Source organism: Pseudomonas sp. S30, from assembly GCF_016518545.1.
Taxonomy (GTDB): Bacteria; Pseudomonadota; Gammaproteobacteria; order Pseudomonadales; family Pseudomonadaceae; genus Aquipseudomonas.
Genome location: NZ_JACVTO010000001.1, coordinates 58,158 through 81,371 on the forward strand (window position 1 = coordinate 58,158; position 23,214 = coordinate 81,371).

The 23,214-nt window shown below is 63.8% G+C and carries 21 protein-coding genes; 12 read left to right on the forward strand and 9 right to left on the reverse strand.

Annotation, left to right across the window (positions count from 1 at the left end):
• The gene (locus IAE34_RS00235; protein ID WP_200136854.1) at positions 1–1,701 is read right to left on the reverse strand and encodes a glutamine--tRNA ligase/YqeY domain fusion protein; all 1,701 of its coding nucleotides are present in this window, start codon (positions 1,699–1,701) and stop codon (positions 1–3) included.
• Positions 1,702–1,946: 245 nt separating this feature from the next.
• On the opposite strand from IAE34_RS00235, the gene IAE34_RS00240 reads away from it, so the two are divergent.
• Positions 1,947–2,447: a peptidylprolyl isomerase gene (locus IAE34_RS00240; RefSeq protein ID WP_200136855.1), complete on the forward strand. Its 501-nt coding sequence runs from the start codon at positions 1,947–1,949 to the stop codon at positions 2,445–2,447.
• On the forward strand, positions 2,444–3,166 hold the full coding sequence (gene lpxH, locus IAE34_RS00245) for a UDP-2,3-diacylglucosamine diphosphatase (protein ID WP_200136856.1): 723 nt from the start codon (positions 2,444–2,446) through the stop codon (positions 3,164–3,166). Before IAE34_RS00240 ends, lpxH begins: the two co-directional genes overlap by 4 nt.
• Positions 3,167–3,247: 81 nt before the next feature.
• On the opposite strand, the gene pvdQ is transcribed toward lpxH, so the two are convergent.
• The gene (gene pvdQ / locus IAE34_RS00250) at positions 3,248–5,563 is read right to left on the reverse strand and encodes a bifunctional acylase PvdQ (protein WP_200136857.1); all 2,316 of its coding nucleotides are present in this window, start codon (positions 5,561–5,563) and stop codon (positions 3,248–3,250) included.
• A gap of 225 nt (positions 5,564–5,788) precedes the next feature.
• Here pvdQ and IAE34_RS00255 point away from each other — a divergent pair, with 225 nt between their 5' ends.
• Positions 5,789–6,163, forward strand: a complete 375-nt coding sequence (locus IAE34_RS00255) for a fe2+ zn2+ uptake regulation protein (RefSeq protein WP_200136858.1) — start codon at positions 5,789–5,791, stop codon at positions 6,161–6,163.
• A gap of 34 nt (positions 6,164–6,197) precedes the next feature.
• Here the strand turns inward: IAE34_RS00255 and IAE34_RS00260 are convergent, their stop codons facing one another.
• On the reverse strand, positions 6,198–6,386 hold the full coding sequence (locus tag IAE34_RS00260) for a hypothetical protein (RefSeq protein ID WP_200136859.1): 189 nt from the start codon (positions 6,384–6,386) through the stop codon (positions 6,198–6,200).
• A 149-nt stretch (positions 6,387–6,535) separates the two neighbouring features.
• On the opposite strand from IAE34_RS00260, the gene IAE34_RS00265 reads away from it, so the two are divergent.
• From IAE34_RS00265 to IAE34_RS00280, 4 genes are all read left to right on the forward strand, one after another.
• A complete protein-coding gene (locus tag IAE34_RS00265; RefSeq protein WP_200136860.1) occupies positions 6,536–6,997 on the forward strand; it encodes a hypothetical protein in 462 nt (153 codons plus the stop codon).
• Positions 6,998–7,223: 226 nt separating this feature from the next.
• Positions 7,224–7,604 (forward strand): Mor transcription activator family protein, encoded by a 381-nt coding sequence (locus IAE34_RS00270; RefSeq protein ID WP_200136861.1) that lies wholly within the window; start codon positions 7,224–7,226, stop codon positions 7,602–7,604.
• A 47-nt stretch (positions 7,605–7,651) separates the two neighbouring features.
• Positions 7,652–8,362, forward strand: a complete 711-nt coding sequence (locus tag IAE34_RS00275) for a DUF2589 domain-containing protein (RefSeq protein ID WP_200136862.1) — start codon at positions 7,652–7,654, stop codon at positions 8,360–8,362.
• 100 nt (positions 8,363–8,462) lie between these two features.
• Positions 8,463–9,005: a DUF2589 domain-containing protein gene (locus IAE34_RS00280; RefSeq protein WP_200137319.1), complete on the forward strand. Its 543-nt coding sequence runs from the start codon at positions 8,463–8,465 to the stop codon at positions 9,003–9,005.
• A 48-nt stretch (positions 9,006–9,053) separates the two neighbouring features.
• Here the strand turns inward: IAE34_RS00280 and IAE34_RS00285 are convergent, their stop codons facing one another.
• Genes IAE34_RS00285 through IAE34_RS00295 form a run of 3 tightly spaced genes read right to left on the reverse strand, consistent with a single transcriptional unit; the run spans position 9,054 to position 15,160 of the window.
• Entirely contained in the window at positions 9,054–12,728 is a 3,675-nt protein-coding gene (locus IAE34_RS00285) for a translocation/assembly module TamB domain-containing protein (protein ID WP_200136863.1), read from the reverse strand.
• Positions 12,725–14,467, reverse strand: coding sequence for an autotransporter assembly complex protein TamA (locus IAE34_RS00290; protein ID WP_200136864.1), 1,743 nt, complete (start codon positions 14,465–14,467; stop codon positions 12,725–12,727). Before IAE34_RS00290 ends, IAE34_RS00285 begins: the two co-directional genes overlap by 4 nt.
• Before the next feature lie 51 nt (positions 14,468–14,518).
• The gene (locus tag IAE34_RS00295; protein ID WP_200136865.1) at positions 14,519–15,160 is read right to left on the reverse strand and encodes a GNAT family N-acetyltransferase; all 642 of its coding nucleotides are present in this window, start codon (positions 15,158–15,160) and stop codon (positions 14,519–14,521) included.
• A gap of 164 nt (positions 15,161–15,324) precedes the next feature.
• On the opposite strand from IAE34_RS00295, the gene xthA reads away from it, so the two are divergent.
• On the forward strand, positions 15,325–16,137 hold the full coding sequence (gene xthA / locus IAE34_RS00300) for an exodeoxyribonuclease III (RefSeq protein WP_200136866.1): 813 nt from the start codon (positions 15,325–15,327) through the stop codon (positions 16,135–16,137).
• Positions 16,138–16,155: 18 nt separating this feature from the next.
• Here xthA and IAE34_RS00305 read toward each other — a convergent pair whose 3' ends face one another.
• The 3 genes from IAE34_RS00305 to IAE34_RS00315 all read right to left on the reverse strand — a co-directional run bounded on the left by IAE34_RS00305 (position 16,156) and on the right by IAE34_RS00315 (position 18,886).
• Positions 16,156–17,028, reverse strand: coding sequence for an alpha/beta fold hydrolase (locus IAE34_RS00305; protein ID WP_200136867.1), 873 nt, complete (start codon positions 17,026–17,028; stop codon positions 16,156–16,158).
• 20 nt (positions 17,029–17,048) lie between these two features.
• Complete coding sequence (locus tag IAE34_RS00310; protein WP_200136868.1) at positions 17,049–17,669, reverse strand: LysE family translocator; 621 nt, start codon at positions 17,667–17,669, stop codon at positions 17,049–17,051.
• Positions 17,670–18,379: 710 nt separating this feature from the next.
• Positions 18,380–18,886, reverse strand: coding sequence for an MgtC/SapB family protein (locus IAE34_RS00315; protein WP_325100963.1), 507 nt, complete (start codon positions 18,884–18,886; stop codon positions 18,380–18,382).
• A 143-nt stretch (positions 18,887–19,029) separates the two neighbouring features.
• Here IAE34_RS00315 and IAE34_RS00320 point away from each other — a divergent pair, with 143 nt between their 5' ends.
• The 4 genes from IAE34_RS00320 (at position 19,030) to IAE34_RS00335 (ending at position 23,210) form a co-directional block, all read left to right on the forward strand.
• Positions 19,030–19,266: a DUF3203 family protein gene (locus IAE34_RS00320; protein WP_200136869.1), complete on the forward strand. Its 237-nt coding sequence runs from the start codon at positions 19,030–19,032 to the stop codon at positions 19,264–19,266.
• Positions 19,267–19,387: 121 nt separating this feature from the next.
• Positions 19,388–19,588 (forward strand): hypothetical protein, encoded by a 201-nt coding sequence (locus IAE34_RS00325; protein WP_200136870.1) that lies wholly within the window; start codon positions 19,388–19,390, stop codon positions 19,586–19,588.
• Between the two features lie 143 nt (positions 19,589–19,731).
• Positions 19,732–21,141: a GntR family transcriptional regulator MpaR gene (mapR, locus tag IAE34_RS00330; RefSeq protein ID WP_200137321.1), complete on the forward strand. Its 1,410-nt coding sequence runs from the start codon at positions 19,732–19,734 to the stop codon at positions 21,139–21,141.
• A gap of 59 nt (positions 21,142–21,200) precedes the next feature.
• Entirely contained in the window at positions 21,201–23,210 is a 2,010-nt protein-coding gene (locus tag IAE34_RS00335) for a PAS domain-containing sensor histidine kinase (protein WP_200136871.1), read from the forward strand.
• Positions 23,211–23,214: the final 4 nt, after the last annotated feature.

Consider the following 23,214-nt stretch of genomic DNA (forward strand, 5'->3'; position numbering starts at 1 on the left):
TCAGCTGCTCCACGAATCGCGCAGGGTCACGGTGCGGTTGAACACCGGGCGCCCTGGCTGGCTGTCTTTCAGGTCGGCGCAGAAGTAGCCTTCGCGCTCGAACTGGAAGCGATCCTCGGGCTGGGCATGGCCCAGCGAAGGTTCGGCACGACAACCGGTCAGCACCTGCAGCGAGTGGGGGTTGATGTTGTCCAGGAAGCTGCCGCCTTCTTCGGCCTTTTCCGGGTTGGCCGAGCGGAACAGGCGATCATACAGGCGCACCTCGCACTCGACGCTGGCCTCGGCCGGCACCCAGTGGATCACGCCCTTGACCTTGCGACCTTCGGGATTCTTGCCCAGGGTGTCCGGATCGTACGAGCAGCGCAGCTCGACGATGTGGCCCTCGGCGTCCTTGATGGCTTCGTCGGCACGGATCACGTAGCAGCCGCGCAGGCGCACCTCGCCGGCCGGCTCCAGGCGCTTGTAGCCCTTGGGCGGCTCCTCCATGAAATCATCGCGGTCGATGTACAGCTCACGGGCGAACGGCAGCACGCGCACGCCCATGTCTTCCTTGGGATGACGGGCCAGCTCCAGTTGCTCGGCCTGGCCTTCCGGGTAGTTGGTGATCACCACCTTCAGCGGGCGCAGCACGCACATCGCACGCGGCGCGGTGCGATCGAGGTCGTCACGGATGCTGAATTCGAGCATGGACATGTCGACCACGCCGTCGGAGCGGTTGGTGCCGACCATCTCGCAGAAGTTGCGAATGGAGGCCGGCGTGTAGCCGCGGCGGCGGTATCCGGACAAGGTGGACATACGCGGATCGTCCCAGCCGTCGACGTGCTGCTCGTCCACCAACTGCTTGAGCTTGCGCTTGGAGGTGATGGTGTAGTTCAGGTTCAGGCGGCTGAACTCGTACTGACGCGGGTGCGCCGGTACGGGCAGGTTGTCGAGGAACCAGTCGTACAGCGGACGGTGACCTTCGAATTCCAGGGTGCAGATCGAATGGGTGATGCCTTCGATGGCGTCCGACTGACCATGGGTGAAGTCGTAGTTGGGGTAGATGCACCAGGCGTCACCGGTCTGGTGGTGATGGGCATGACGGATGCGATAGAGGATCGGGTCGCGCAGGTTCATGTTCGGCGACGCCATGTCGATCCTGGCGCGCAGCACGCGCTCGCCGTCCTTGAACTCGCCGGCCTTCATGCGGGCGAACAGGTCGAGGTTCTCCTGCACGCTACGCTCGCGGAACGGGCTGTTCCGGCCCGGCTGGGTAAGGCTGCCACGGTACTCCTTGGCCTGCTCGGGGGTCAGGTCACAGACGTAGGCCTTGCCACTCTCGATCAGGGTGACCGCCCAGGCGTGCAGCTGCTCGAAATAATCGGAGGCGAAGCGCACCGGCCCGGACCATTGGAAGCCCAGCCACTTGATGTCGCGCTCGATGGCGTCGATGTATTCCTGGTCTTCCTTGGCCGGGTTGGTGTCGTCGAAACGCAGGTGGCAAGCCCCACCGAATTCCTGGGCCAGGCCGAAGTTGACGCAGATCGACTTGGCGTGGCCGATGTGCAGGTAACCATTGGGCTCCGGCGGAAAGCGGGTGACGATGCTGCCGTGCTTGCCCGAGTCCAGGTCGGCCTGGACGATCGGTCGCAGGAAGTTCGCCGGAACGGCGGGGGCGCCTTTGGCAGCGGCGTTGGTCGCGTGGTCGGTGGGCTTGCTCATAGGATCCTTGAATGCAGATGTCCGGTCCGGGTAGGCCGATTGAATCAAAACGCCTATCATAGCCGAAGCAGTCAAGTTGCTGACAGCGGGGTATTGACGAACTGGCGCGATTTATTCCAAGACCCTGCCCAGGCTCGACCGATCGAACGCGGCGACCGGTGTGTCGTCACAGCTTCGCGCCACGTCTGTTCAAGCATGTAGGTTGCACCCTTAATTTTTCATTGCCTCGAAGAGCGAATTTCAGCATGGCCAAAGTCAAACTGAGCACCAACCACGGCGACATCGTTCTGCAACTGAACGCCGAAAAAGCGCCCAAAACCACCGAGAACTTCGTTCAGTACGTCAAGGACGGCCACTACGACGGCACCGTCTTCCACCGCGTGATCAAGGGTTTCATGATCCAGGGCGGCGGCTTCGACGCCGGCATGGACCAGAAGAAGACCCGCGCCAGTATCCAGAACGAAGCCGACAACGGCCTGAAGAACACCAAGTACAGCATCGCCATGGCCCGCACCATGGAGCCGCATTCGGCGTCCGCGCAGTTCTTCATCAATGCCTCGGATAACGACTTCCTCAACCACAGCGGCAAGAACGTCCAGGGTTGGGGCTACGCGGTATTCGGCGAAGTGATCGAAGGCCGTGAAGTGGTCGATGCCATCGAGAAAGTGGTCACTGGCTCCAAAGCCGGTCACCAGGACGTGCCCAAGGAAGATGTGATCATCCAGAAAGCCGAGATCATTGAGTGATCCTGCTGATCTCCGATCTGCATCTGCAAGAACAACGCCCGGACATCACCCGGGCGTTTCTCGATCTGCTCGACGGCCGTGCCCGCCAGGCCCGCGCCCTGTACATCCTCGGCGATTTCTTCGAGACCTGGATCGGCGACGATGCCATGACCCCCTTTCAGCGCTCGATCTGCCAGGCCCTGCGCCGGCTCGCCGACGCTGGCACGGCGGTGTACCTGATGCACGGCAACCGCGACTTTCTCATTGGCCAAGGGTTCTGCCGGGCAGCCGGTTGCACCCTGCTGGCCGATCCCAGCGTGGTCGAGCTCGGTGGCGAGCCTGTGCTGCTGATGCATGGCGACACCTTGTGCACCCGCGACGTGGGCTACATGAAGCTGCGTCGCTACCTGCGCAACCCGCTGAGTCTCTGGCTGCTGCGTCACCTGCCCTTATCGGTGCGCCAGCGCCTGGCGCGCAAGCTGCGCAGCGAAAGCCAGACGCAGACGCGCATGAAGAACACCGAAATCGTCGACGTCACCCCCGAGGAAGTGCCGCGGGTCATGGCCGAGCACGGCGTGCTCACCCTGGTCCACGGCCACACCCACCGCCCCGCCCTGCACAAGCTGCTGGTCGAGGGGCAGCCGGCACGGCGTATCGTGCTGGGCGATTGGGACCGCCGTGGCTGGGCCTTGCAGGTGGATGACCAGGGAATGCAGCTGGCGCCCTTCGAGTTCGTCTGAAGCAGGTCGCACACGCGACCTGCGACACCGCAGCGTGTGCGCAGGGGCGGCTCAGCGCCCCATCGCGGGAGTACGCCGTCCCTATTGCGAGCGCCCGGCAACGGCAGCTTCATCCCGCTCGCGTATCTCATAGCGTTGGTAATGCGGGTCAGCCTTGATCTGCGCCTCGGTGAAGGGAATCGGTGCCAGCTTCCCAGCGGCGAAGGCGTGCGTCTGGTCGAAGGCATGGGCCGAGGCCGACTCGCTGGACTGCGAGAACACCAGCAAGCCCTCGGCCTGAGGCCCTTGCTCGGTGAAGCTGACCGACTGCAGGTAGCTGGTACCGCTTACCACGTGCCGCCGACCCTTGCCATCGGGTACGCTGACCATCGCGTTGTACACGCCCAGCGCCTGCGGACCACCAGGGACCGGTGTTGCGTCGCCCGCCTGCTGCAACTGCCCCCAGCGCTGCACATTGCCCTCCCCGTTCTGCTCGACCTGCTGCAGCGACGCCAGTGCCGCCTCGCGCAGTACCTGACGCACCGCAGCCTGCTCGATCGCCAGCCCTCGCGGGGTATGCTGCGCATCGGCCGCATCGAAACCGACGCGCCACACCTGTGGCTGGTCGGCGAGCGCCTGCATGATGTTGATGAAATGCAGCAGCCCCGGGCCACTGTCGATCCCGGCCTTGCCATCCCAGCTGCGCAGGCTCGTACACACGCTCTGCACCTCCTGCGGCGCTTGCTTGCACCAGTCGAGCAGCGCGGGCAGCTCGCGGCTGGCCAGGTACACCTCATTGTCCAGCACCAGGTGCTGCAGGGCAGCTGCGTCGAGCTTGTTGCGACCTTGCAGACGCTCCAGAGCGAAGCGCGTGCGCATACCCAGCGGCTGGTTCTCACGACTGATCAAGGGCGAGAAACCGGTCAACGGCTGCGCCGGATTCACCTGCCACGCCGAATCGTTGGAGTTCTGCACGAAGTCCGTACGCTCCAGGCTCGGTTGCAGGTGCGCCGGGAATATCCCTGGCTGCGCCGCAGCCGGGTCGATCTTCCACTGACAGGCACTGTGCGCGCCATCGAGCACCACCGCCGGCCCCGTCAGCCGGGGATCACCGCACTGCGCCAGCAACGCCTGATCGACATAAGGCACCACCGACTGATTCAGGTAGAGCGCCCGTCCCTTGGCATCCACCGCCAGGGTATTGACCCAGGGAATGCCCTGGAGCTTGGCCACCGAAGCTTTCAGCGCCTCGATACCCGTCGCCTGGTTGATGCCGTACCACTGTTCGATCACGCGCGTATTGTCGAGGTTGGCATCGCGCAGGCTGTAGGCATAGCGGGTGTCCCAGTCGAGCCGGCCAGGCCACTGCACCACGGGTCCGAAGCGGGACACATGCACCTGACGCTGCACCCGCTCGAGTCGACCGCCCTCGCCCTTGACCATGACGCTGATCTGCTGTGTCTGCATCGGCAAGGACTGGCCATCGAGCAGATAGCGAGTGGGGTCCTTGGGGTCGAGTTGCAGCCGATACAGCGTGAAGTGCTTGGAAGTGTCGACCGTGTGGGTCCAGGCCAGATCGCGGTTGAAACCGATATTGATCACCGGCAGCCCTGGCAGCGCTGCGCCCATCACATCCAGCTGGCCAGGAATGGTCAGTTGCATCTGATAGAAACGCAGGCCACCGATCCAGGGAAAATGCGGGTTGGCCAGCAACAATCCGCGTCCGTTCGCCGAACGCTCGGCCCCCACCGCGATGGCATTGCTGCCGCGCTCGGCGGCGAACGCCTGCTGACGGCTCAGGGCTGCGCTGAAATCAGCCGTCGCCGGCTGGGCGGCCTGAGTCGGCGGCCGCGCGCCTACCAGCGCTTCGGCGAACTGGCCAATGCCACCTTCGGCCAACAGGCGGCGGGTCAGCTTGACCAGGTCCAGACTGGTGATCGGCCTGAGCCATTCGCCGCCGGCACACTCTACCGGCAGGCCTTGCGCCCGACGTTCGGCCAATGCCCGGTTGTAACCGGCCGCATAGCCTTCCAGACGCTGACGAATGGGCGCGGACTGCGCCTGGAGGAATGCGCCGACGGTAGGCGCAGCATTGAGCCAGGTGAAGAACAGGTCGCTGTCCAGATTGTCGCGCTGCTCGAATGTCTTGCCGTCGGCGCCGAAATATTTCGAGCGCTCGCCGTTGACCGTGAGAATCTCGTTGGCCAGCAGGCACAGGTTGTCCTGGGCATAGACGTAGCCAATGCCGTAGCCCAGGCCTCGCTCGTCCTTGGCCAGGATATGCGGCACCCCGAAGCTGGTGCGACGGATCTGCGCCGATGCCTCGGCCGTGGCCTCGCGTGCCTGGGCGATGGAGGCCGTGCTGCACAGCACGAGGGCCAGGCCCAGGCACGACAAGGGACGCGAAAATCTGATCACGGGCACTCCTGAAAATGGGAAATCATCACGATCAGACGAGTCGGCGGGTGAAAATTTTACGCACGGCTCAGGGCCCGGGCGTCTCGTTCAGCAGGCCTCTCGAATGGCCGACCGTACAGAAGGTGACTGATTTTGCCCTGGATGTTGCAGATTTGCGCTGCTCGTTCGTCTAGGTAATCAGGCACTCACGTTTCGGGACAGCCAGAACGGAAAAGGAGCATTCGCATGCACAACCCGCCACTTCAGCCACGACGCCACGGCACCGGCGAGCGCGTTCCACCCGAGGCCGGCGTCGGCGCGCACGAGCGTGTCGGCAACGAGCAGATTCGCGAGCTGCTGCGCGCCTATGGGCTACGCACCAGCCTGATCCGCCTCAAGGTCATCGACGCCCTGCATGCGGCCGACTGCACCGGACGCAGCATCGGGGTGCGCGGGGTGCATGCGCAGCTGGAACTGCTGGACATTCCGTTGTCGTTTCTCAGTGTGCGCGAGGTGCTCAAGCGGTTGTGCAGCGAGGGCGTCATCAGCCTGGGCTCGGACAAGTGTTACAGCTTGCAACCCGAGGCACGTGCAGTGCTGGAGCAAGGCGCCGCGCGCTGACGCGTGCCGCGCCGATCGCGACGACCCGTGCGGGTCAGGACTTGACCTTGCGCCGCATCACGCCGTTGATCACCACCACCACCACGGCGATGCCGATCGCCAGGTACTGGAAGGTCTGCTCGCTGATCGTGCCTTGCTTTTGCAAATGGCTCAGACCGAACAAGGTCGCGATCATCAGAGCGATGATGAGAATCGAGTATTTGAAACGCTGCATGTGTGTCATCGGCAATACCTTCGAACATCAGGGACAAGAGGCTGCGGGGGAACGGCGCCCATGATACATCCGCGCTGGGCTACACGAGACATTTCCTGCTGATCGCCTGCCCCCACCGTTGAAAGCATGGGTCTCCCTCTCCACCCTCGGGAGTTCCCATGAAACGCCCTCTGCTGCTCAGCACCCTGCTGCTGCTCCACTGCACGCCCGCACTGGCCATCGATACCACCACGACGCCTGGCGAGCGCCTGATCGAACTCGGCGTGCTGCTCGAGGCCCGAAGCGGCCCCAGCCAGTGGCAACAGCTCTGGCAAAGAGTCCGCGCCAATGGCCTGTTCCTCGAACCGCCCGCCCCTCTTCATTTCAGCGTGAAGCCTGCACAGGTGGCGGCCATGGCCCGCCAGGTTCTGATTGCGGCAGATGAAGTCAGGCCCTTCGCGGTCAGCTACGCGCGCTACCGCCGTGGGTTCGCCACGCAGATCGTCGGCCAGCGCGGCGGGCAGGCGCTGCACGCGCTGTGCCTGGACATCGACTGGCGAGCGCTGCCGACCAATGCCAGCGACCAACCCGAACCCTACCTGCGGTTGGTGACATTGGCCAACGCCTACCCGTGCGAATGAGGGGCGGCTGACCCAAGGCTGGTGTAGTTGAGCCCGAGCCTGTGAAACCAAGCCCTTCAGCCTACGATCAGCGCAATGTCCTACGAAGAAACGCCTTTATGCCTGCGTATGGCAATCATTCGAAACTACAAGGTACAGGCCTGATGGCGCCTAGGAACGGCTGACGACGAAGGATGAAAATCATCCGAACAACACAGCCCCGGCCAAAGGCCGAAGGAAAATGCACATGGAAATGCCAGATCTGACCGCCGTCGATGTTTCCCAACTTCCTCACTCGCTGCAGTCGCTGATCGAGTGTATCGGTCTGGAAAATGCCTACCGACTGACCTGTGCCTATGGAGGGCGCCCCAAGTACATCCCCAAGCATCGTGACCGCACCCGGCTGGCCGACGTGCTGCCAGCCGACGCCCTGGACGCGCTGATCAAGCGCTACGCCGGCATCGCACTGGAAATCCCCAAGTGCGACCACTTCCAGCGGCAGTTACGCAACCTGCAGATTCAGAAAGAAAGCGCCAGCGGGCTCTCGCGCAGCCTGCTGGCCGACAAGTACGGGCTCAGCCTGCGGCAGATCGGCAACATCCGCCGTCAGGACAACCATGCCCACTGATCGCGCGTTACGGCGCGCATCCACCGTCATGTTGAGGAAATGCATCCATGTCGATTGACAGCAATCTGATAGGCTCGGTCATCAACGCCCTGCCGATGGACCGAATGATCGCCGCGCCATTGCAGGCGATGATTCAGGCCCAGGTCACTGCAAGCAAGTCGTACGCCGACTTCCTGATGAACGTCTGCATCCAGGAAGGCAAGGCCGTCGCCATCCAGTTCGACTACGACGAAACACTGGTCGATGAACAAGGCGCCCAGCAGGGCACGGTCAAGAAAAGCCTGAAGGTTCCGCTGCTGGCCGCCATCACGCATCCGAACATCGCCATAGAGGACGGACGGATCGAGTTCGAGATGACCATCAACCAGATGGCCGAGGATCGATCCAGCAAGGATCTTCAGGGTAGCCTTGAGGGCTCCCTGGGCTGGGGACCGTTCAAGCTCAGCGTGAAGGGCAGCGCGAGCCACAAGTCCGAACAGACGCGCAAGACCGACACCCGTGCCCGCTATGCCTTCAACACCAACGTCCGCCGACAGGATCCGCCCGAGGCCCTGATGCGTGTCATCGACTTCATGACCGACGCGGCGACCAAGCCGACGGTGCTGCCCACCGCCAAGGTGCAGGACACCGACAAGCTGCCTGATCCGCAAGCCAAAGTCGACGACAAGACCAACAACTCGACGGCAGAAAACCAGGCCAAGGTCGACGACAAGACCAAGGCCCCGGGGCCGGAAAAACAAGACGCCAAAACGCCTTGAGCATCACCGTTCTCCCCTTCAGCCGCAGGCCAGCTCGCGCCTGCGGCCTTCGAACTGGAGCTGACACGTGAAACGAACGCCCGATCACCAGCCGTCCCCGATGATCTCCAGCGACCTGCGCGACATCACCCGAGGGCTTCAGGAGGCCGCTGCGGCGACCAATACGCTGATTGCCCAGCAGTACGTCAGGCTTTTCGATCAGTTCTTCGACGTCGACCAGGAGCAACCGGGCCTGCCGATGCGCGCCAAGATGGTCGAGGTGGCCATGGACGATGCCCACACACTGCGCATCCCGCTCATCGCGCTGGTCGCGCCCAGAGGGCTGGCGCTGGAGCGCATGCAGGTAGACCTCTCGGTTCACGTCAAGGATGCCGAAGCACGTGAGCAGGCCCTCGGGCAGTCGGACCCTTCCACCTCGTGCGCGCATTTCAAAGTCACGGTGGGCGCCCAGTCCCGCCGTGGTGAGGGACGCGACCCTGACGAGGTGCAGATCCGCATGCAGTTCCAGGCTTGCGAAGCACCGGAGGCGATCAACCGTCTGATCGAGGAATACACCAACCTCATACAGCCCGTGCGCCAACCACGACCACTCGACCCGACGCCACACGACAACGAGTTCATCGCAGCGGCCACGGTCCGCTGACCGCACCGCTCAATTCACTTGGGCCTGCGCTGCGCGCAGGCGATTACCTCAGAAGTCCCGCTTGTAGAAAATATCCAGTGAACTGGCCACCCCGCTTGCGGCCTCCACATACACTTTCTTGCTCAGTTTGTAGCGCAAGGCGATGGTACTGGCCGGCTCGAACACGCCCACGCCATAGCGCAGGCTCAGACGCTCGGTCAGGTTGCCACTGGCGACCACGCTGGTACTGTTGCCCGCTCCCTGGGTGTCGAGTTGGAAATCATCGATGCCCAAGCGCGAAGCCAGGCCACCGGTGAGCCCGGAGCTGCCGGCGAGCCCCAACCCCAGCGCCGCCTCGGCCAGCATGTTGTTGTCCTCTCCGGAGTTGCCCAGCGGGCGCCCAAGCACCAGGTAGGACAGCGCCTGCTCCTGGCTCATGGCCGGCTCGGAGAACACCGTGGTAGTGGGCTGCTCGGCACTTCCGCTCAGGCGAATGCCCGCCGTCACGTCGTTGACCTGGCGTATCGCTTCGATGTCCAGGTAAGGCTGGTCGATGGGGCCTGCGAACAGCAGCCGCGCCCGGCGAATGGTCAGGCGCTGGCCATAGGCCCGATAGCGACCGTCGGCCAGGCTCAGTTCCCCTCGGGTATCGAGATTGTCACCGATATGCACGTGGCCGAGCAGATTGGCGGTCAAGCCGAAACCGCTGAATGCCAGGGTGTCGCGTCCGACTTCGACATCGATGTCCATGGCCACCGCCATCGGCGGCTCACCCTGCTCGGTCTGCTGGCCAACGATGACGGTATCGTCCGATACCTTCACCGTCGAGGGTGGCAGCTCGCGTACGGTGATCTTGCCTTTGGGCACCTGGACCTTGCCGGACACCGCGAGCTTGTCGCCATCCAGGCGGATGCGCAGATCGGGTGCTACCTCGAGCGCGGCATAGGGTTCCACGCTGACCGGCAATTGCTGTCCCTGCAAGCGCAGGTCAGCCGAGAGCGCCTGCCCCCAGGTCAGCCCCCCCGACAGCTGCCCACGACCAACCTCGCCACTGCGCCAATTACCATCGAGCTGGACCTGCTCGCCGACGATCAGTGCGCGCAGCGACAGGTCCTGCACGCTGACCGGCAGCTCGGCGCCACTGACCTGCCCGCCGCTGAGCGTCAGGCTGCCATTGACCTGCGGTGCCAGCAGCGTGCCGGACAGCCGACCGTCACCGTTGAGCTGGCCAGCCAGTCGCTCGACCATCGGCAAGAATGGTCGGGCGATCGACAGATCCACCCCGGCCAGTCGGAAACTGCCAGACAGCGGCTTGTCCCGGCCCAGTGGGTCGATGCGCGTGGCCAGGTTCAACTGGCCCAGGCGCTCACCGCTGAACGACAGGGTGGTATCGACCTGACGAGGTGCCAGGACACTGTCCAGGCGTAAGGTCTGGTAAGGGAACTCGACCCATCGTGCGTCGTCGCGCAGGCGCAGGGTACCGCCGCTGGCGTCCACCTTCACCGTGCCCTTCGGACCGCTGGCCGGGACATCCAGGTTGATGTCGGCGTTGAGCAGGCCCTGCCAGGCGAAGTCCTTGGGTAACCACTGGGCCAGGCTGTCGATGGGAAACTGCTTGAGGTGGTAGCGGATGCGCGGCTCCGGCGCCAGGCGCTGGTCGTCCCCGCACAGGCTGGCCTGGCCGGAGCGCCAGCAATGGCTATAGAAATCGATCTGGCCATTGGCCAGACGTTGTAGCCGCGCCGGTGCCTGAAGCCGCCAGTCCTGACCTCCGGCCTGGATACGCCCGCTGGCCAGGCGCCCGCGCCAGTCGCCCTTGGCCAGCGCCCCGTCGAGCGCCAGATCGAGCTTGAGCTGCGGACCGTCGAGGGCCAAGGTCATGGCCTGCTGTCGCAGATCACCCTGGCCACTGACGTCGAGGGTGCCCAGGTCGCTGTCACCGGCACGAATGCCGGCGACCTTGAGCGTGACCCGCCCACGCTGGGCGCTGTCCAGTTGCGCATCCAGGTCCAGGCGTTGGAGGCGGTTGTCATCCTGGGCCAGTTGCTGACCGTGCAAGGTGAACGCGCCTTGTGGCGCGGCCAGACGGCCAGCCAGGTCCAGCCGCCCTTTCGCCTGCCCTTGCAGCCGTGGCCAAAGCTGCCCCAGGCGCGGCAGATCCAGGTCTACCCGCCCTGCCAGACGCTCCTGCACGCTGGCACTGCCGTTGATCCGATTGTCGCCCAACTGGATCGCCAAGGTACCGAGGGTCCAGGACTCGCCTGCCCCCTTGGCGTCAGCCTTGAGCTGCGCCGGCTGGCCGCGCAGGCGGCCCTTGAGGTCGAGTTCGGCTTCGAGCTGCAAGCGCTCGTTTCTCAATTCGCCCTTGCTGCGCAGGGGCCCGGCCAGCGTGCCCGGCAACTCCGCGACCCAGTAGGCAGGGTCGAGAGCGGACAACTGCAAGTCGACATCCCAGGCCAGGGTGTCGGCAAAGCGCAAGGCAATACTGCCCGACGCCCGCCCCTGGCCCGCCACCAGTTCCAGCTTCGGGAGCTGTACCTGTGTCGAATCTCCAGCAAAGGGACTGGACAGGCTGAAGGCGCCTGCCGGTCCGTCCAGGTCACCCTTGAACTGGCCTTGATAGCGACCGTCGTCGTAGCTGACCTGCGCCATCAAGCGCTTGAGCGTGACCGGCGGGGGCTCGGCGAGTGGGTAGAGACGCAACCAGGGGAAGTCCAGCCAATCGAGGCTGGCCTTGGCCGTGAGCGCCTGTCGCCAGTCGGCGCTGGCTTGTAGCTTCAGTCGCTGGATATCGCTGGCACTGAGGTCCAGGGCGTCGAGCTGCGCGCCCTGGGCATCCACCTTGCCATTCAACGCCAGAGCGATCGGCCCCTGCTCGGCGGGTAGGTTGGCCGTCCCCTGGAGTACGTAGCCGCTGAGCAGGTCGCCCTTGGCCAGAAGCTGGAGCTGGTTCAATTGCAGGGGTTCGGGCAGGGCTGCCGACGGGCGGAAGGCCTCGGCGCGGATCTGCACGGTGGCGGGCAGGTGCTCGGCCAGCGCTTGCAGCTCGCCATCGATCCCGGCTTGCAGGTAGCCGCTGCTCTGGCCCTTCAGGGTCAAGGTGTTCAGCAAGTCGCCCCTGACGTTGAGCGCCAGCTGCCAGGCCTGGCCTTCCACAGCTGGCAGTTGCAGGGAGGCATCGGCCTCCAGCGGCCAGTCCCCTTGCGGCTGCACGGTACCCTGCAGGCTCAGGTGCAGGTCCTCGCGCTGCAGTTGCAACTGATCGATGCGCATGCCCTGTCCGGTCCAGTGGGCTGACAGTTGCAGGTCGCCCAGCAGATCACTGCCATCGAGGCGCAACTGCCCGACCTTGACCTCACCCAGCTCGATGCCGACGGGCAGCTTGAGGTCCGGCAGCTTCAACGGACCGCTATCCGGGTCCGCCTGGCTGGGGGCCAGGCGCATATCGATGCGATCCGCCTGCAGGCGCTGCACGCACAGAACGCCGCGCAACAGACAGGCTGGCGACCAGTGCAACTGCGCAGCCTGCAACTCGACCCGATTGTCGTCCTGGGCCCACACCAGCGTGCGCGCTTGCCATTGGCCGCCGAGCACGCCCTGGAAATCGTCGACCTGCAGCCCGGGCACCTGCCCGAGCAGCCAGCGGCTGCCCGCCTGGGTTCCCAGCACCAGCGCCACGGTCAGCATCAGCAGCAGCACCACCGCCAGCATTCCCAAAAGCAGGGGTTTGATCACGCGCTTCACAGTTCAGGCCCCATGGAAAAGTGCAGACGGAACCCGCCGTCATCGTCCAATGCCCGGGCCAGGTCCAGACGCAGCGGCCCGACCGGCGACACCCAGCGCACGCCGATGCCCACGCCGGTCTTGAGGCTGGGCAGCTCCAGCGAGTTGAACGAGTTACCCTGGTCGACGAAGGTCGCCACCCGCCACTTATCGGCCAGCGAGTACTGGTACTCGACACTGCCTGCGACCAGATACCGCCCCCCGATGCGATCACCCTGGCTGTTCTTGGGCGAGAGGGTCTGGTAATCGTAGCCGCGCACACTCTGGTCACCGCCAGCGAAGAAGCGCAGCGACGGCGGTACGTTCTTTTCATAGCCGTTGGTGGCACTGCCGCCAAACTGCACGCGCCCCAGCAAGCGATGGTTCTGCGCCAGCGTGGTCAGGCCCTTGAGCATGACATTGCCATGCACCAGGTTGGTGTCGGAGACCAGCCCCTCCTTGGCCACCTGCATGTCGAACTGCAGGCGATAGCCATTGTGCGGGTCGATGCGGTTGTCGCTGCGCAGGTAGGAGTAGCTGATGCCGGGCATCAGCAAGGTGCTCAGCCCTGAGTCATCGCCCAGGCGATATTCCTCGCGCTGGTACTTGAGGGAAATGACCCGTTGCCACCCGCTGGGGAGCTTGCTGTGCCATTCGGGGCCGACGGTCAGCAGCTTGCTGAGGGTGTCGGTGCCGGAAAGCTCTTCGTTCTGGTAGCCACCGGCGAAGCGCAGCTTGTCGGTCAGCGGCGGATCCAGCGGCACGTCGTACCACAGCCCGACGTTCTGCCTGGGCCCGGAGATCTCGGTTTCCCAGCCGTAGCTGTGTCCCTGCGGGTTGACCCAATGCCGCGTCCAGTTGGCTTTGCCGCGGGGACCGACGTCGGTGGAAAAGCCCAGGCCGAGGCCGAGGGTTCGAGGCTTGCGCGTATCGAGCTGCACAGCCACTGGAACCACGCCATCCACCGCGGCGGTGGGCGCGGCGTCCACCCGGACGCCTTCGAAGTAACCACTGGACTGCAAGTCGTTGTTCAACTCGGCCACCCGCTCCGAGTCGTAAGGCGTGCCGGGCTTGAACGACACCATGCGTTGCAGCAAGTCGTCGTCCAGCGGGGCGTCGCCGCCGAAGGTGACCTTGCCCAGGCGATAACGCGGCCCGCTCTGGTACACCAGGTCGATGTCGGCGACCCCCGCCCGTGGATCGACCGCCAGGCGCTGCCGAGCGAAGCGGCCATCGAAGAAGCCGTAGCGCGAGGCCTGGTTCTGGATCAGGCGCTTGGCATCTTCGTAGGCGCCGTGGTTCAAGGGCTGTCCGGCGCGCAACGCCGGGCTGTCGGGGATCCGGAAGTTCTTCATCTGGCTGGCCGGGCCCTCTACACGGACCTGCACGTTACGCAGGCGCACGGGCTCGCCCGGCTGTACGCGGATGATCAGTTGCAAAGGCTGGTCGGCCTTGGCGGGCCGCTGTATCTGCGAGTCGATCTGCGCCTGGTAGTAGCCCAGCGCCTGGGCGGCCTTGCGGGCCTGCTCCTCGGCACCGCGACTGAAGCGCAGCAAGGCATCCTCGTCGCGATCGCCGAGGCTGCCGATATAACCTTCGATGTTCGCCTGCAACGCCTTGTTGGCCGGTTTGACCCGCACCACCAATTCGCTCTGGCCCCATGCTGTACAACTGGCGGCCAGCAGCAGCAGGCCCCAGCCGAATCGTCCTGAATACGTCATGGCGGGCATGCTACCAGAGCGAGGCGGCAGCGTAAGCCGCCGCAGCATCAGTCATGGGATTATGGTTTTTGCCGACCCGGAATTCGGATGGAAAAATACCCGTTCGTTGAAATCGCCTAATGCCAGATCACCGACCTCCTGATAGCCCATACGCTGGCAAAAAGCGAAGTAGTGAGGATTGCCCGTACTCAGGACCACGCCCTGGCTGTCCAGGTCCTTGACGCACCAGCCGTGCACAGCCTGCAACAACTGCTCGGCGTAGTGCTGCCCCTGAAATTGCGGGTGCACGCCGAGCAGCGACAGCACATGCACTTGCTGGGTGGGCAGAGACGCCGCCAGTGCAGCCTGGTAGGTGAGAAAACGACGGGTGCTGCGGCGGCCTGCCCCGATCAGCATGCGCAGGCGCCACATCCAGCTGTCGGCGACGCCCAACCGTCGCTGCGGCGGTGCGATCAGTGCCACGGCCACCAGGCGGTCATCCACCAGCAGACCCAGTGCAGGCAGCTGCATGTAGAAATGCTGGCGCACCCAGGCGCGAATCATCGCCCGCAGGCGGCGCTCATATCCCCCACGCGCAGCGTCGAAGAGCCAGGCCATGGTCGGTTCACGTGGGTAGCTCTCGTACAGCAGGGTGCGCACTTCGCGGCGATAGCCATCGTCGAGCAGGCAAAGGCGTGCCGGGTCGGCGTGCATGGTCAAGATCCTTGTGCAATGGGCGGGTCAGAGCCTTTGAGGCACGCCGGCGCGCATCGTTCCACCGCCGTTGGCGTGCCCCGCGGGTGCAGACCTCGACGCTGGTGAAGGCAGCCGTTGTCAGTTAGCATTCCGAGCTTTGCCGTTATCAGGAACGCCCAGCCATGAAGATCGTCTCGTTCAACATCAACGGCCTGCGCGCCCGCCCCCATCAGTTGGCGGCACTGATCGAAAAGCATCAGCCAGACGTCATCGGGCTTCAGGAAACCAAGGTCAGCGACGACCAGTTCCCCCTGGCCGAGGTCCAGGCACTGGGCTATCACGTGTACTTTCACGGACAAAAAGGCCATTACGGAGTAGCTCTGCTGTCGCGGCGCGAGCCGCTGTCGTTGGTCAAAGGCTTCAGCACCGACGAAGAGGACGCCCAGCGTCGCTTCATCTGGGGCACCTTCGCCGATGCCGATGGCACCCCCATCACCGTCATGAACGGCTACTTCCCTCAAGGCGAGAGCCGCGATCACCCCACCAAGTTTCCGGCCAAGCAGCGCTTCTACAGCGATCTTCAGGCGCTGCTCGAAGGCCAGTTCAGCAATGATCAGCCGCTGGTGGTCATGGGCGACGTCAACATCTCGCCCCAGGACTGCGACATCGGTATCGGCGCAGACAACGCCAAGCGCTGGCTCAAGACCGGCAAATGCAGTTTCCTGCCCGAGGAGCGCGAATGGATGGAGCGCCTCAAGGCCTGGGGTCTGGTGGACAGCTTCCGCCATCTGCATCCCCAGGTATCCGACCGTTTCAGTTGGTTCGATTACCGCAGTCGCGGCTTCGAGGACGAGCCCAAGCGCGGCCTGCGTATCGATCTGATCATGACTTCCCAAGCCCTGCTGCCGCGCCTGAAGGACGCGGGCGTGGACTACGACCTGCGAGCGATGGAAAAGCCCTCGGACCACGCGCCGATCTGGCTGGAACTGGCCTGAGCGGCCGGTCGTCCGGCCTCAGCCGCGCAGGAAAAGCTCGATCGCCTGCGCGGCCGACACCGGATCCTGCTGCATGAAGCAGTGCCCGCCCGCTACTGGCTGCTCGGTGACCGACGGGTTGAGCCGGGCGAGCCGCTGCGCGGAGCGAACCACGAAGGGGTAGCTCTGCTCCCCGTGGAGGATCAGTGTGGGCGCCTCGATACGCTGCAGGTCCGGCCAAAGGTGAGTAGGCCTTGAGGAAAACACCTCCACCTCGCGATTGGGCCGGCACTTGAGCACCACCTTGTCGCCGCAGTCGCCGATCGCGTGGGCGACATAGGCCTGCAACGACGCCTCGCTCCAGCCCCTGAAGATCCCCCGCTCCTGCAAGGAAGACACCGCGGTGTCGCGGTCCGGCCACTGGCTGCGACGGGTCGCTGCCTTGCGCGCCAGCCCGTGGCGACGATGCAGGCCAAGGACTCGGGACACGGCCATGACAGTGAGCATGGCTGGACTGAACAGCACCGGGTCGAGCAGTACTGCGCGCTCGAACAGGGCCGGATGCCGCGCCAGGATCAGGCTGGTGAGCACCCCACCGAAGCTGTGCCCGACGGCGTACCGGGGTACTTCGCCGAACACCGATCGACCCGCCTGGAATGCCTCCACCGCCAGCTCCGCACTGCGGTCCCAGCCACGAAACGGACCGCCATGGTCGCTGTCGCCATGGCCTTGAGCATCGCTCAGCCACAGATCGAAGTGCTCGCCCAGACGCATCAACAACGGCTCGTATGCCAGGCCACAGAAGCCATTGCCGTGCAGGAAGTGCAGCAAGGGTCTGCCGCTCGGCTCGCTGTGCCAGCCGCGCAGGGTGAAGTTATCTGAGCAGTCGTGGGACCAGGGGATCAATTGCATCGTCTAGCGCGCTCGTCGCATCAGGAAAAGGACGATTCTACAAACAGCAGCGGATACAACGAAATCACCAGTAACAGGGCCATCAGGACGTTGAACAGCACCAGCCAGCGAGGATTGCGCAGAAGATTGCGCAATGCGCTACCGAACATGACCCATATCCCGACGCTGGGCAAGTTCACCAAGGCAAACAATGCGGCGATCACGATCACGTTGAGTACATAACCCTGGGCCGGGGTATAGGTAGTGATCGCACCCACCGCCATCACCCAGGCCTTGGGGTTGACCCACTGGAACGCGACAGCCCCCCAGAAGCCCAGCGGGCTGGCGGCCGCGGGCGAGTCCCCGCGCAACGGGCCGGATGTGGCGATCTTCCAGGCCAGATACAGCAGGTAAGCGGCACCTGCGTAGCGCAGCAGCGCATACAGCCCTGGCCAGACCTTGAACAGTTCGCCTAGGCCGAAGCCGACTCCCAGCACCATCAGCATGAATCCCAGGCTGATGCCCAGGGCATGGGGTATCGAGCGTCGTATGCCGAAATTGACCCCGGAGGCCAGCAACATCATGTTGTTGGGACCGGGGGTGATCGATGAAACGAAGGCGAACAGGATGAAAGCGGTCAGCAATTCTTGCGAGCCGAGCATGGGGCGTCTTTCCGTTGGGGGGGTCAGGGCAGTGAAACAACGGTAACGGATCCCACGACGCTTTAACCAGTACAGTTTTGATAAATTAATGCATTACACATTTCTGTACCTGTCGGGGCATAGGCTGGGCAGATCCTGCGAAGGTGAAGCTGGGCTTAGTACCTCGCTGGCCATGTGCCTTGGTTACCTATCCTCTAACAGAGGCAGCGAGTGTTACCCAGCTTCAAGTGATCTGCTCAAAACGGGTAACACAGAAACATTTCGGCGAATTCGCCCTGACAGAAAATCTGCTAAAAAAACGTAAGATACTGATTTACAACAGTTATTAAAAGTTGGCACGCCAACTGCTTTGTCTTTGGCACAACAAAAATAAAAAAATGTCACACCCCAATAAAAACAACATGCACCGGCTCTGACACAACAAGAACAACACGGCAGAGGCGCAGCAAGCAGATTTTTTTGAAGTAGGCACGCGTTCCAGGGCCATGCCCTGCGATCCGACACAGAAGAACAAAACTACCTTGAGGTAGCCACAGTCGGCATCGGACCCTTCAGGATGAATGCAGGTCAGCGCTCAAAAAAATACGTTTGCTCTTGGCCCCGGATAGGGGCCCGGTTACACCGGAACAGGCTGACAAGAACAATGACAGGCCGGTTTTGAATAATAACAAGAGCAGGCAACGACATCTTGAGGGGAGCTTCGGCTCCCCTCAGTGTTTTGCGCTTTCCTCGTCCTTCTTTTCAGCATTCTCGCGCTGCACCGTCCCTACCAGCAGCGGCATGCTGCCGAGCACCAGCAACGCCAGCAGCGTGCTCACCAGAGCGGTGGCTTCACGTCCCATACCCGCTGCAGTGCCGATCGCCGCCGTCATCCACAGTCCTGCCGCCGTGGTCAGGCCCTTGACATGACTGGTGTCGCGACCGTTACCTTTGAGGATGGTCCCCGCACCCAGGAAACCGATGCCGGCGACGATACCCTGGATCACCCGGCTCATCGCCTGGTCGTCTGCACCGGCCATGCCCGGCGCCAGCACGAACAGCGCCGCACCCATCGACACCAGCATGTGGGTGCGCACACCCGCCGACTTGCCTCGGTGCTCACGCTCGAAACCCAACACCGCGCCCAGCACTGCTGCCATCGTGAGTCGAACCACGATGCGCGTGACCTCGCTTTCATCGGCGAGATCCGCGAACTCGGAGCCAATGGTGCTCCAGATGGTATGCCCTAGCCCTTCCAAGAGTGTTTTTCCAAAAGCATTGTCTTGCGATTGACCGCCTGCCAGGGCACGCGTGCGGGCATGATTGAGAAAAAACGCGGTCTGCGCAGTCACAGTACCGACCTCATTCAGGAGAATCTCCCATGCCGGTGCGAATCGACGACCACACACACTGCACCCTGATCGGCGACACGCTGACCATCGAAGGCCTGGGTCATGAAGTCCAGATCGTCACCGACGAGCGGCTGCGATTATCGGTAGCCGTGCTCGCTGGCGAGCGCTTCGCGATCACCGAGGCCGAGGCCGACGCCTTGATGGCCATCGGTGCTGCAGATCATCGTCGCCATTTGATCGATGTTACGCCTGGCTCGATAGTCTAGGGCTCGGGTCGTTCTCACGGCGCATCTGATATGGTTTTTAGCGCAGGACCTGAGCCTGTGCTGCACACAGTCAGCGGGCCATAGTAGGTGGGTCTGACAACGACCCGACGAGCGACTGACCATGAACGAACGAGTGCCCTTTCGCATCATTCATATCGACCCGGAGTCTGCACCGCGTCGACCGAACGACTGCGGCCTTGTCCACACTCGCGGCATCAGCGGTCTGTACCACGTAGCGCGCAGGCGCACCGTGGGTGTGCTGGGTTACGCCGCAGCACTGCTAGTGATGGCCCTTGCCCTGGGTAGCGCCCTAGTCGTGTGAGCAACCGGATCCCGGGGAATGCCTCTGTCTAGCGAACACCGCAGGGCCAGACAGCCGATCTGCCGTCCCCATGCATCGCTGCCGGTCACGCAGGTCGCGTACACTGCCGCCACTGCCGCGCGCCGAATCGAAGTCAGGGAATGATGAAACGCTACGAACGCTTCGCCGACGATATCGCCGAACTGATCCGCTCCGGCGTGCTGGGGCCAGGGCAACGTGTGCCTTCCGTGCGCTATGCCAGCCAGACCCACGGCGTCAGCCCCTCTACCGTGTTTCAGGCTTACTACCTGCTGGAGCGACGCGGATTGATCCGCGCCCGGCCCCGCTCGGGCTATTTCGTCAATGCTCATGCGGCACGCCATTTCAGTGAGCCTCGCATCCAGGCCCCGCTCAGCGAATCGACCGACGTCGATGTCAGCGCCCTGGTGTTCTCGATCCTCGACTCGATCAAAGACCCGCACACCGTGCCGTTCGGTTCGGCCTTCCCCAGTCCGAGCCTGTTTCCGTTGCAACGCCTGGCCCGCTCGCTGGCCAGCGCCAGCCGTGCCATGGACCCGCAGGTAGTGGTCAGCGACCTGTCACCGGGCAATCCGCAACTGCGCCGACAGATCGCCCTGCGCTACATGGTTGGCGGACTCATGCTGCCGATGGAGGAGTTGCTGATCACCAATGGCGCCTTGGAAGCGCTCAACCTGTGCCTGCAGGCGGTTACCGAGCCTGGCGACCTGGTCGCCATCGAGGCACCGGCCTTCTACGTCTGCCTGCAGGTGCTCGAGCGCCTGAAACTCAAAGCGGTGGAAATTCCCGTGCACCCGCGCGAAGGCATGGACCTGGAAGTGCTTGCACAGACCCTGCAGAAGCACCCGGTCAAAGCCGTCTGGTCGATGACTACCTTCCAGAACCCGGTAGGCGCGAGTATGCCCGAGGCGAACAAGCAAGCCCTGGTGGACATGCTGCACGAACACCAGGTGCCGTTGATCGAAGACGACGTCTATGCCGAGCTGTATTTCGCGCCACAAGCACCCAAGCCTGCCAAGGCGTTCGACCGCGACGGGCTGGTCATGCACTGTGGATCCTTTTCCAAGAGCCTGGCGCCGGGCTACCGGATCGGCTGGGTCGCTGCGGGGCGTTTTGCCCAGAAGATCGAACGACTCAAGCTGATGACCTCGCTGTGCGCCTCGATGCCCGCCCAGGCGGCCATCGCCGATTACCTGCAACACGGCGGCTTCGACCGGCACTTGCGCAAGCTGCGCTACGCCCTGGAAGGCCAGCAGTCGAGCATGCTCGCCGCGATCACCCGCTATTTTCCGCCCGAAACCCGTGTAAGCCAGCCGGCCGGCGGTTATTTCCTGTGGCTGGAACTGCCCGAGCGGATGGATGCGCTCAAGCTGTTCCACATGGCCCTGGCCCAGGGCATCAGTATTGCGCCGGGGCCGATATTCTCGCCCACGCGGCGTTTCGGCAACTGCATACGGCTCAACTACGGATCGCCCTGGGACGCCAGTCGCGAGCAGGCCATGCAGACGCTGGGCAAGATCGCCGGATCGTTCTGAAGCCAGACCACTCCGATGAACGGCTATAGTGAGGGCAGGTTGTCCAGAGAGCTGCTGTCATGTCCACCCCGCCTGCCCAACGACCCGACCCGCACACCCTGGCCTGGCATCGCGAGCAGGCCCGCGCGGCCATGCTCGAGAACGGCATGAAGGAGCAGTGCTTCGAGTTGCTCATGCGCGAGATGAGCGATGGCTTCTGCGTCGTCGAAATGATCGATACCCCACGTGGTCCGCTGAGTGACTACCGCCATCTGTATCTCAACGTCGCCAGCGTGCGCCACGCCGGCTATCACCGCCATCAGGGCATGACCGTGCGGGAGCTGATCCCCGATGAAGCGGATGTATGGATCGAGCGTTTCGCCCAGGTGCAGCGGACCGGGGTCAGCGTCGCCTTCACCCATGAGTTGCGCGAAGCCAGGCGCTTGCTCACGGTCTCCGTCCACCGCCTGCAACCGGTGGACAAGCGACGCCTGGCGGTGATCTTCCGCGATCGCTCCTCGAGCGAGGCGCTGCTCAGCCGCAACGAACTGCTCGAACAACGCATGGACCAGGCCCAGGCCGAACGCAAGCTGTTCGGCGATGTGCTCGACAGCAGCCTGGCCAATGTCCTGGTGATGGATAAGCGCTTGATCCTGCGTGCGATCAACCGAACCGCACGGGCCACCTTCCAGCGCGAACACGGCTACGTGCCGCAGGTCGGCGAATCCCTCGAGCAATCCTTGGCTCTGTTACCCGATGTGGGCAAGCGCATGGAGCCGTTGTGGCACCGGGCCATGGCGGGCGAGTCGGTGATTCACGTACTGAGCATCGGCACACGGCCGAACCAGCGTCACTACGAGCTGCGCATGAGTTGCCTGCGCAATGACGAACAAAAGATCATCGGTGCCTATCTGTTCGCCTACCCGATCACCGAGCGGGTGAATGAACAGGAGCGCCTTCGCGAAGCCGAACAGGCTTTGCGGCAAGCGCAGAAAATGGAAGCCGTCGGCCAGCTCACCGGCGGAATCGCCCATGATTTCAACAATCTGCTGGGTAGCATCCAGGCAGCCCTGGAACTGGCCCAGCAGCGGCTTCGCGACGCACGGCCCGCCGAGGCCGCCCACCTGCTGGACAGCGTTCAACTGGACACCGGAAGGGCGGCGTCACTGGTGCAGCGCCTGCTGGCGTTCTCCAGGCGCCAGACGCTGCAACCCCAGGCGACCCACATCCCGCAACTGGTCGCGGGGCTGCTGCCGCTGATTCTCAGCTCGATAGGCAACCGGGTACGGCTGATCGACCGCACCCCTCAGGATCTGTGGCTCACCTGCATCGACCCGCCGCAACTGGAGAGCGCGCTGCTCAACCTCTGCCTCAATGCCCGTGACGCCATGCCCGAAGGCGGCACGCTGGTCATCCAGTGCGAGAACCTGCACATCGATACCGAGCTCGGCGCACGCCTGGACATGCCGCCTGGAGACTATCTGCACATGGCGGTCGCCGACCAGGGTCATGGCATGACCCAGGAAGTCATCGAGCGCGCCATCGACCCCTTCTTCACCACCAAGCCCCTTGGCCAGGGTACTGGTCTGGGCCTTTCGATGGTGTATGGGTTCGTACGCCAGTCAGGCGGGCAGATGCAGATCCAGAGCTGCCCTGGCAAAGGCACGACCGTACACCTCTACTTGCCGCGCCACCAGGCAGCGCCGCAGCACACGCTATTGCTCATCGAAGAGCAGCCGGCGATGCGCCTGGTGATGCAGGAGTATCTCGAGGAAGCGGGTTATCGCGTGCAGGCCTGCGGCGGGAGCGGCGAGGCGCTGTGTACCGTTCGCCAGGGGCTGCGACCCAGCCTGGTGATCTGCGAGGCGCGCTTGCTGGGTCAGCCCGAAGGGCACGCGTTGATCGAGGCGATCCAGGCAGCGGTCGTGAATGTGGCGGCGGTGTTGCTCGCCGAACCCGGTCAACCGATCGAGACGCCGCAGCGCCTGGATCTAGAGGTGATCGGCGTGCCGGTCAACGTGCAGACGCTGGTGAGCAAAGTGGGGGCGTTGCTCGATGCGGCCCCCGGTCCTCACCTGGCGCATCCATGAAGCG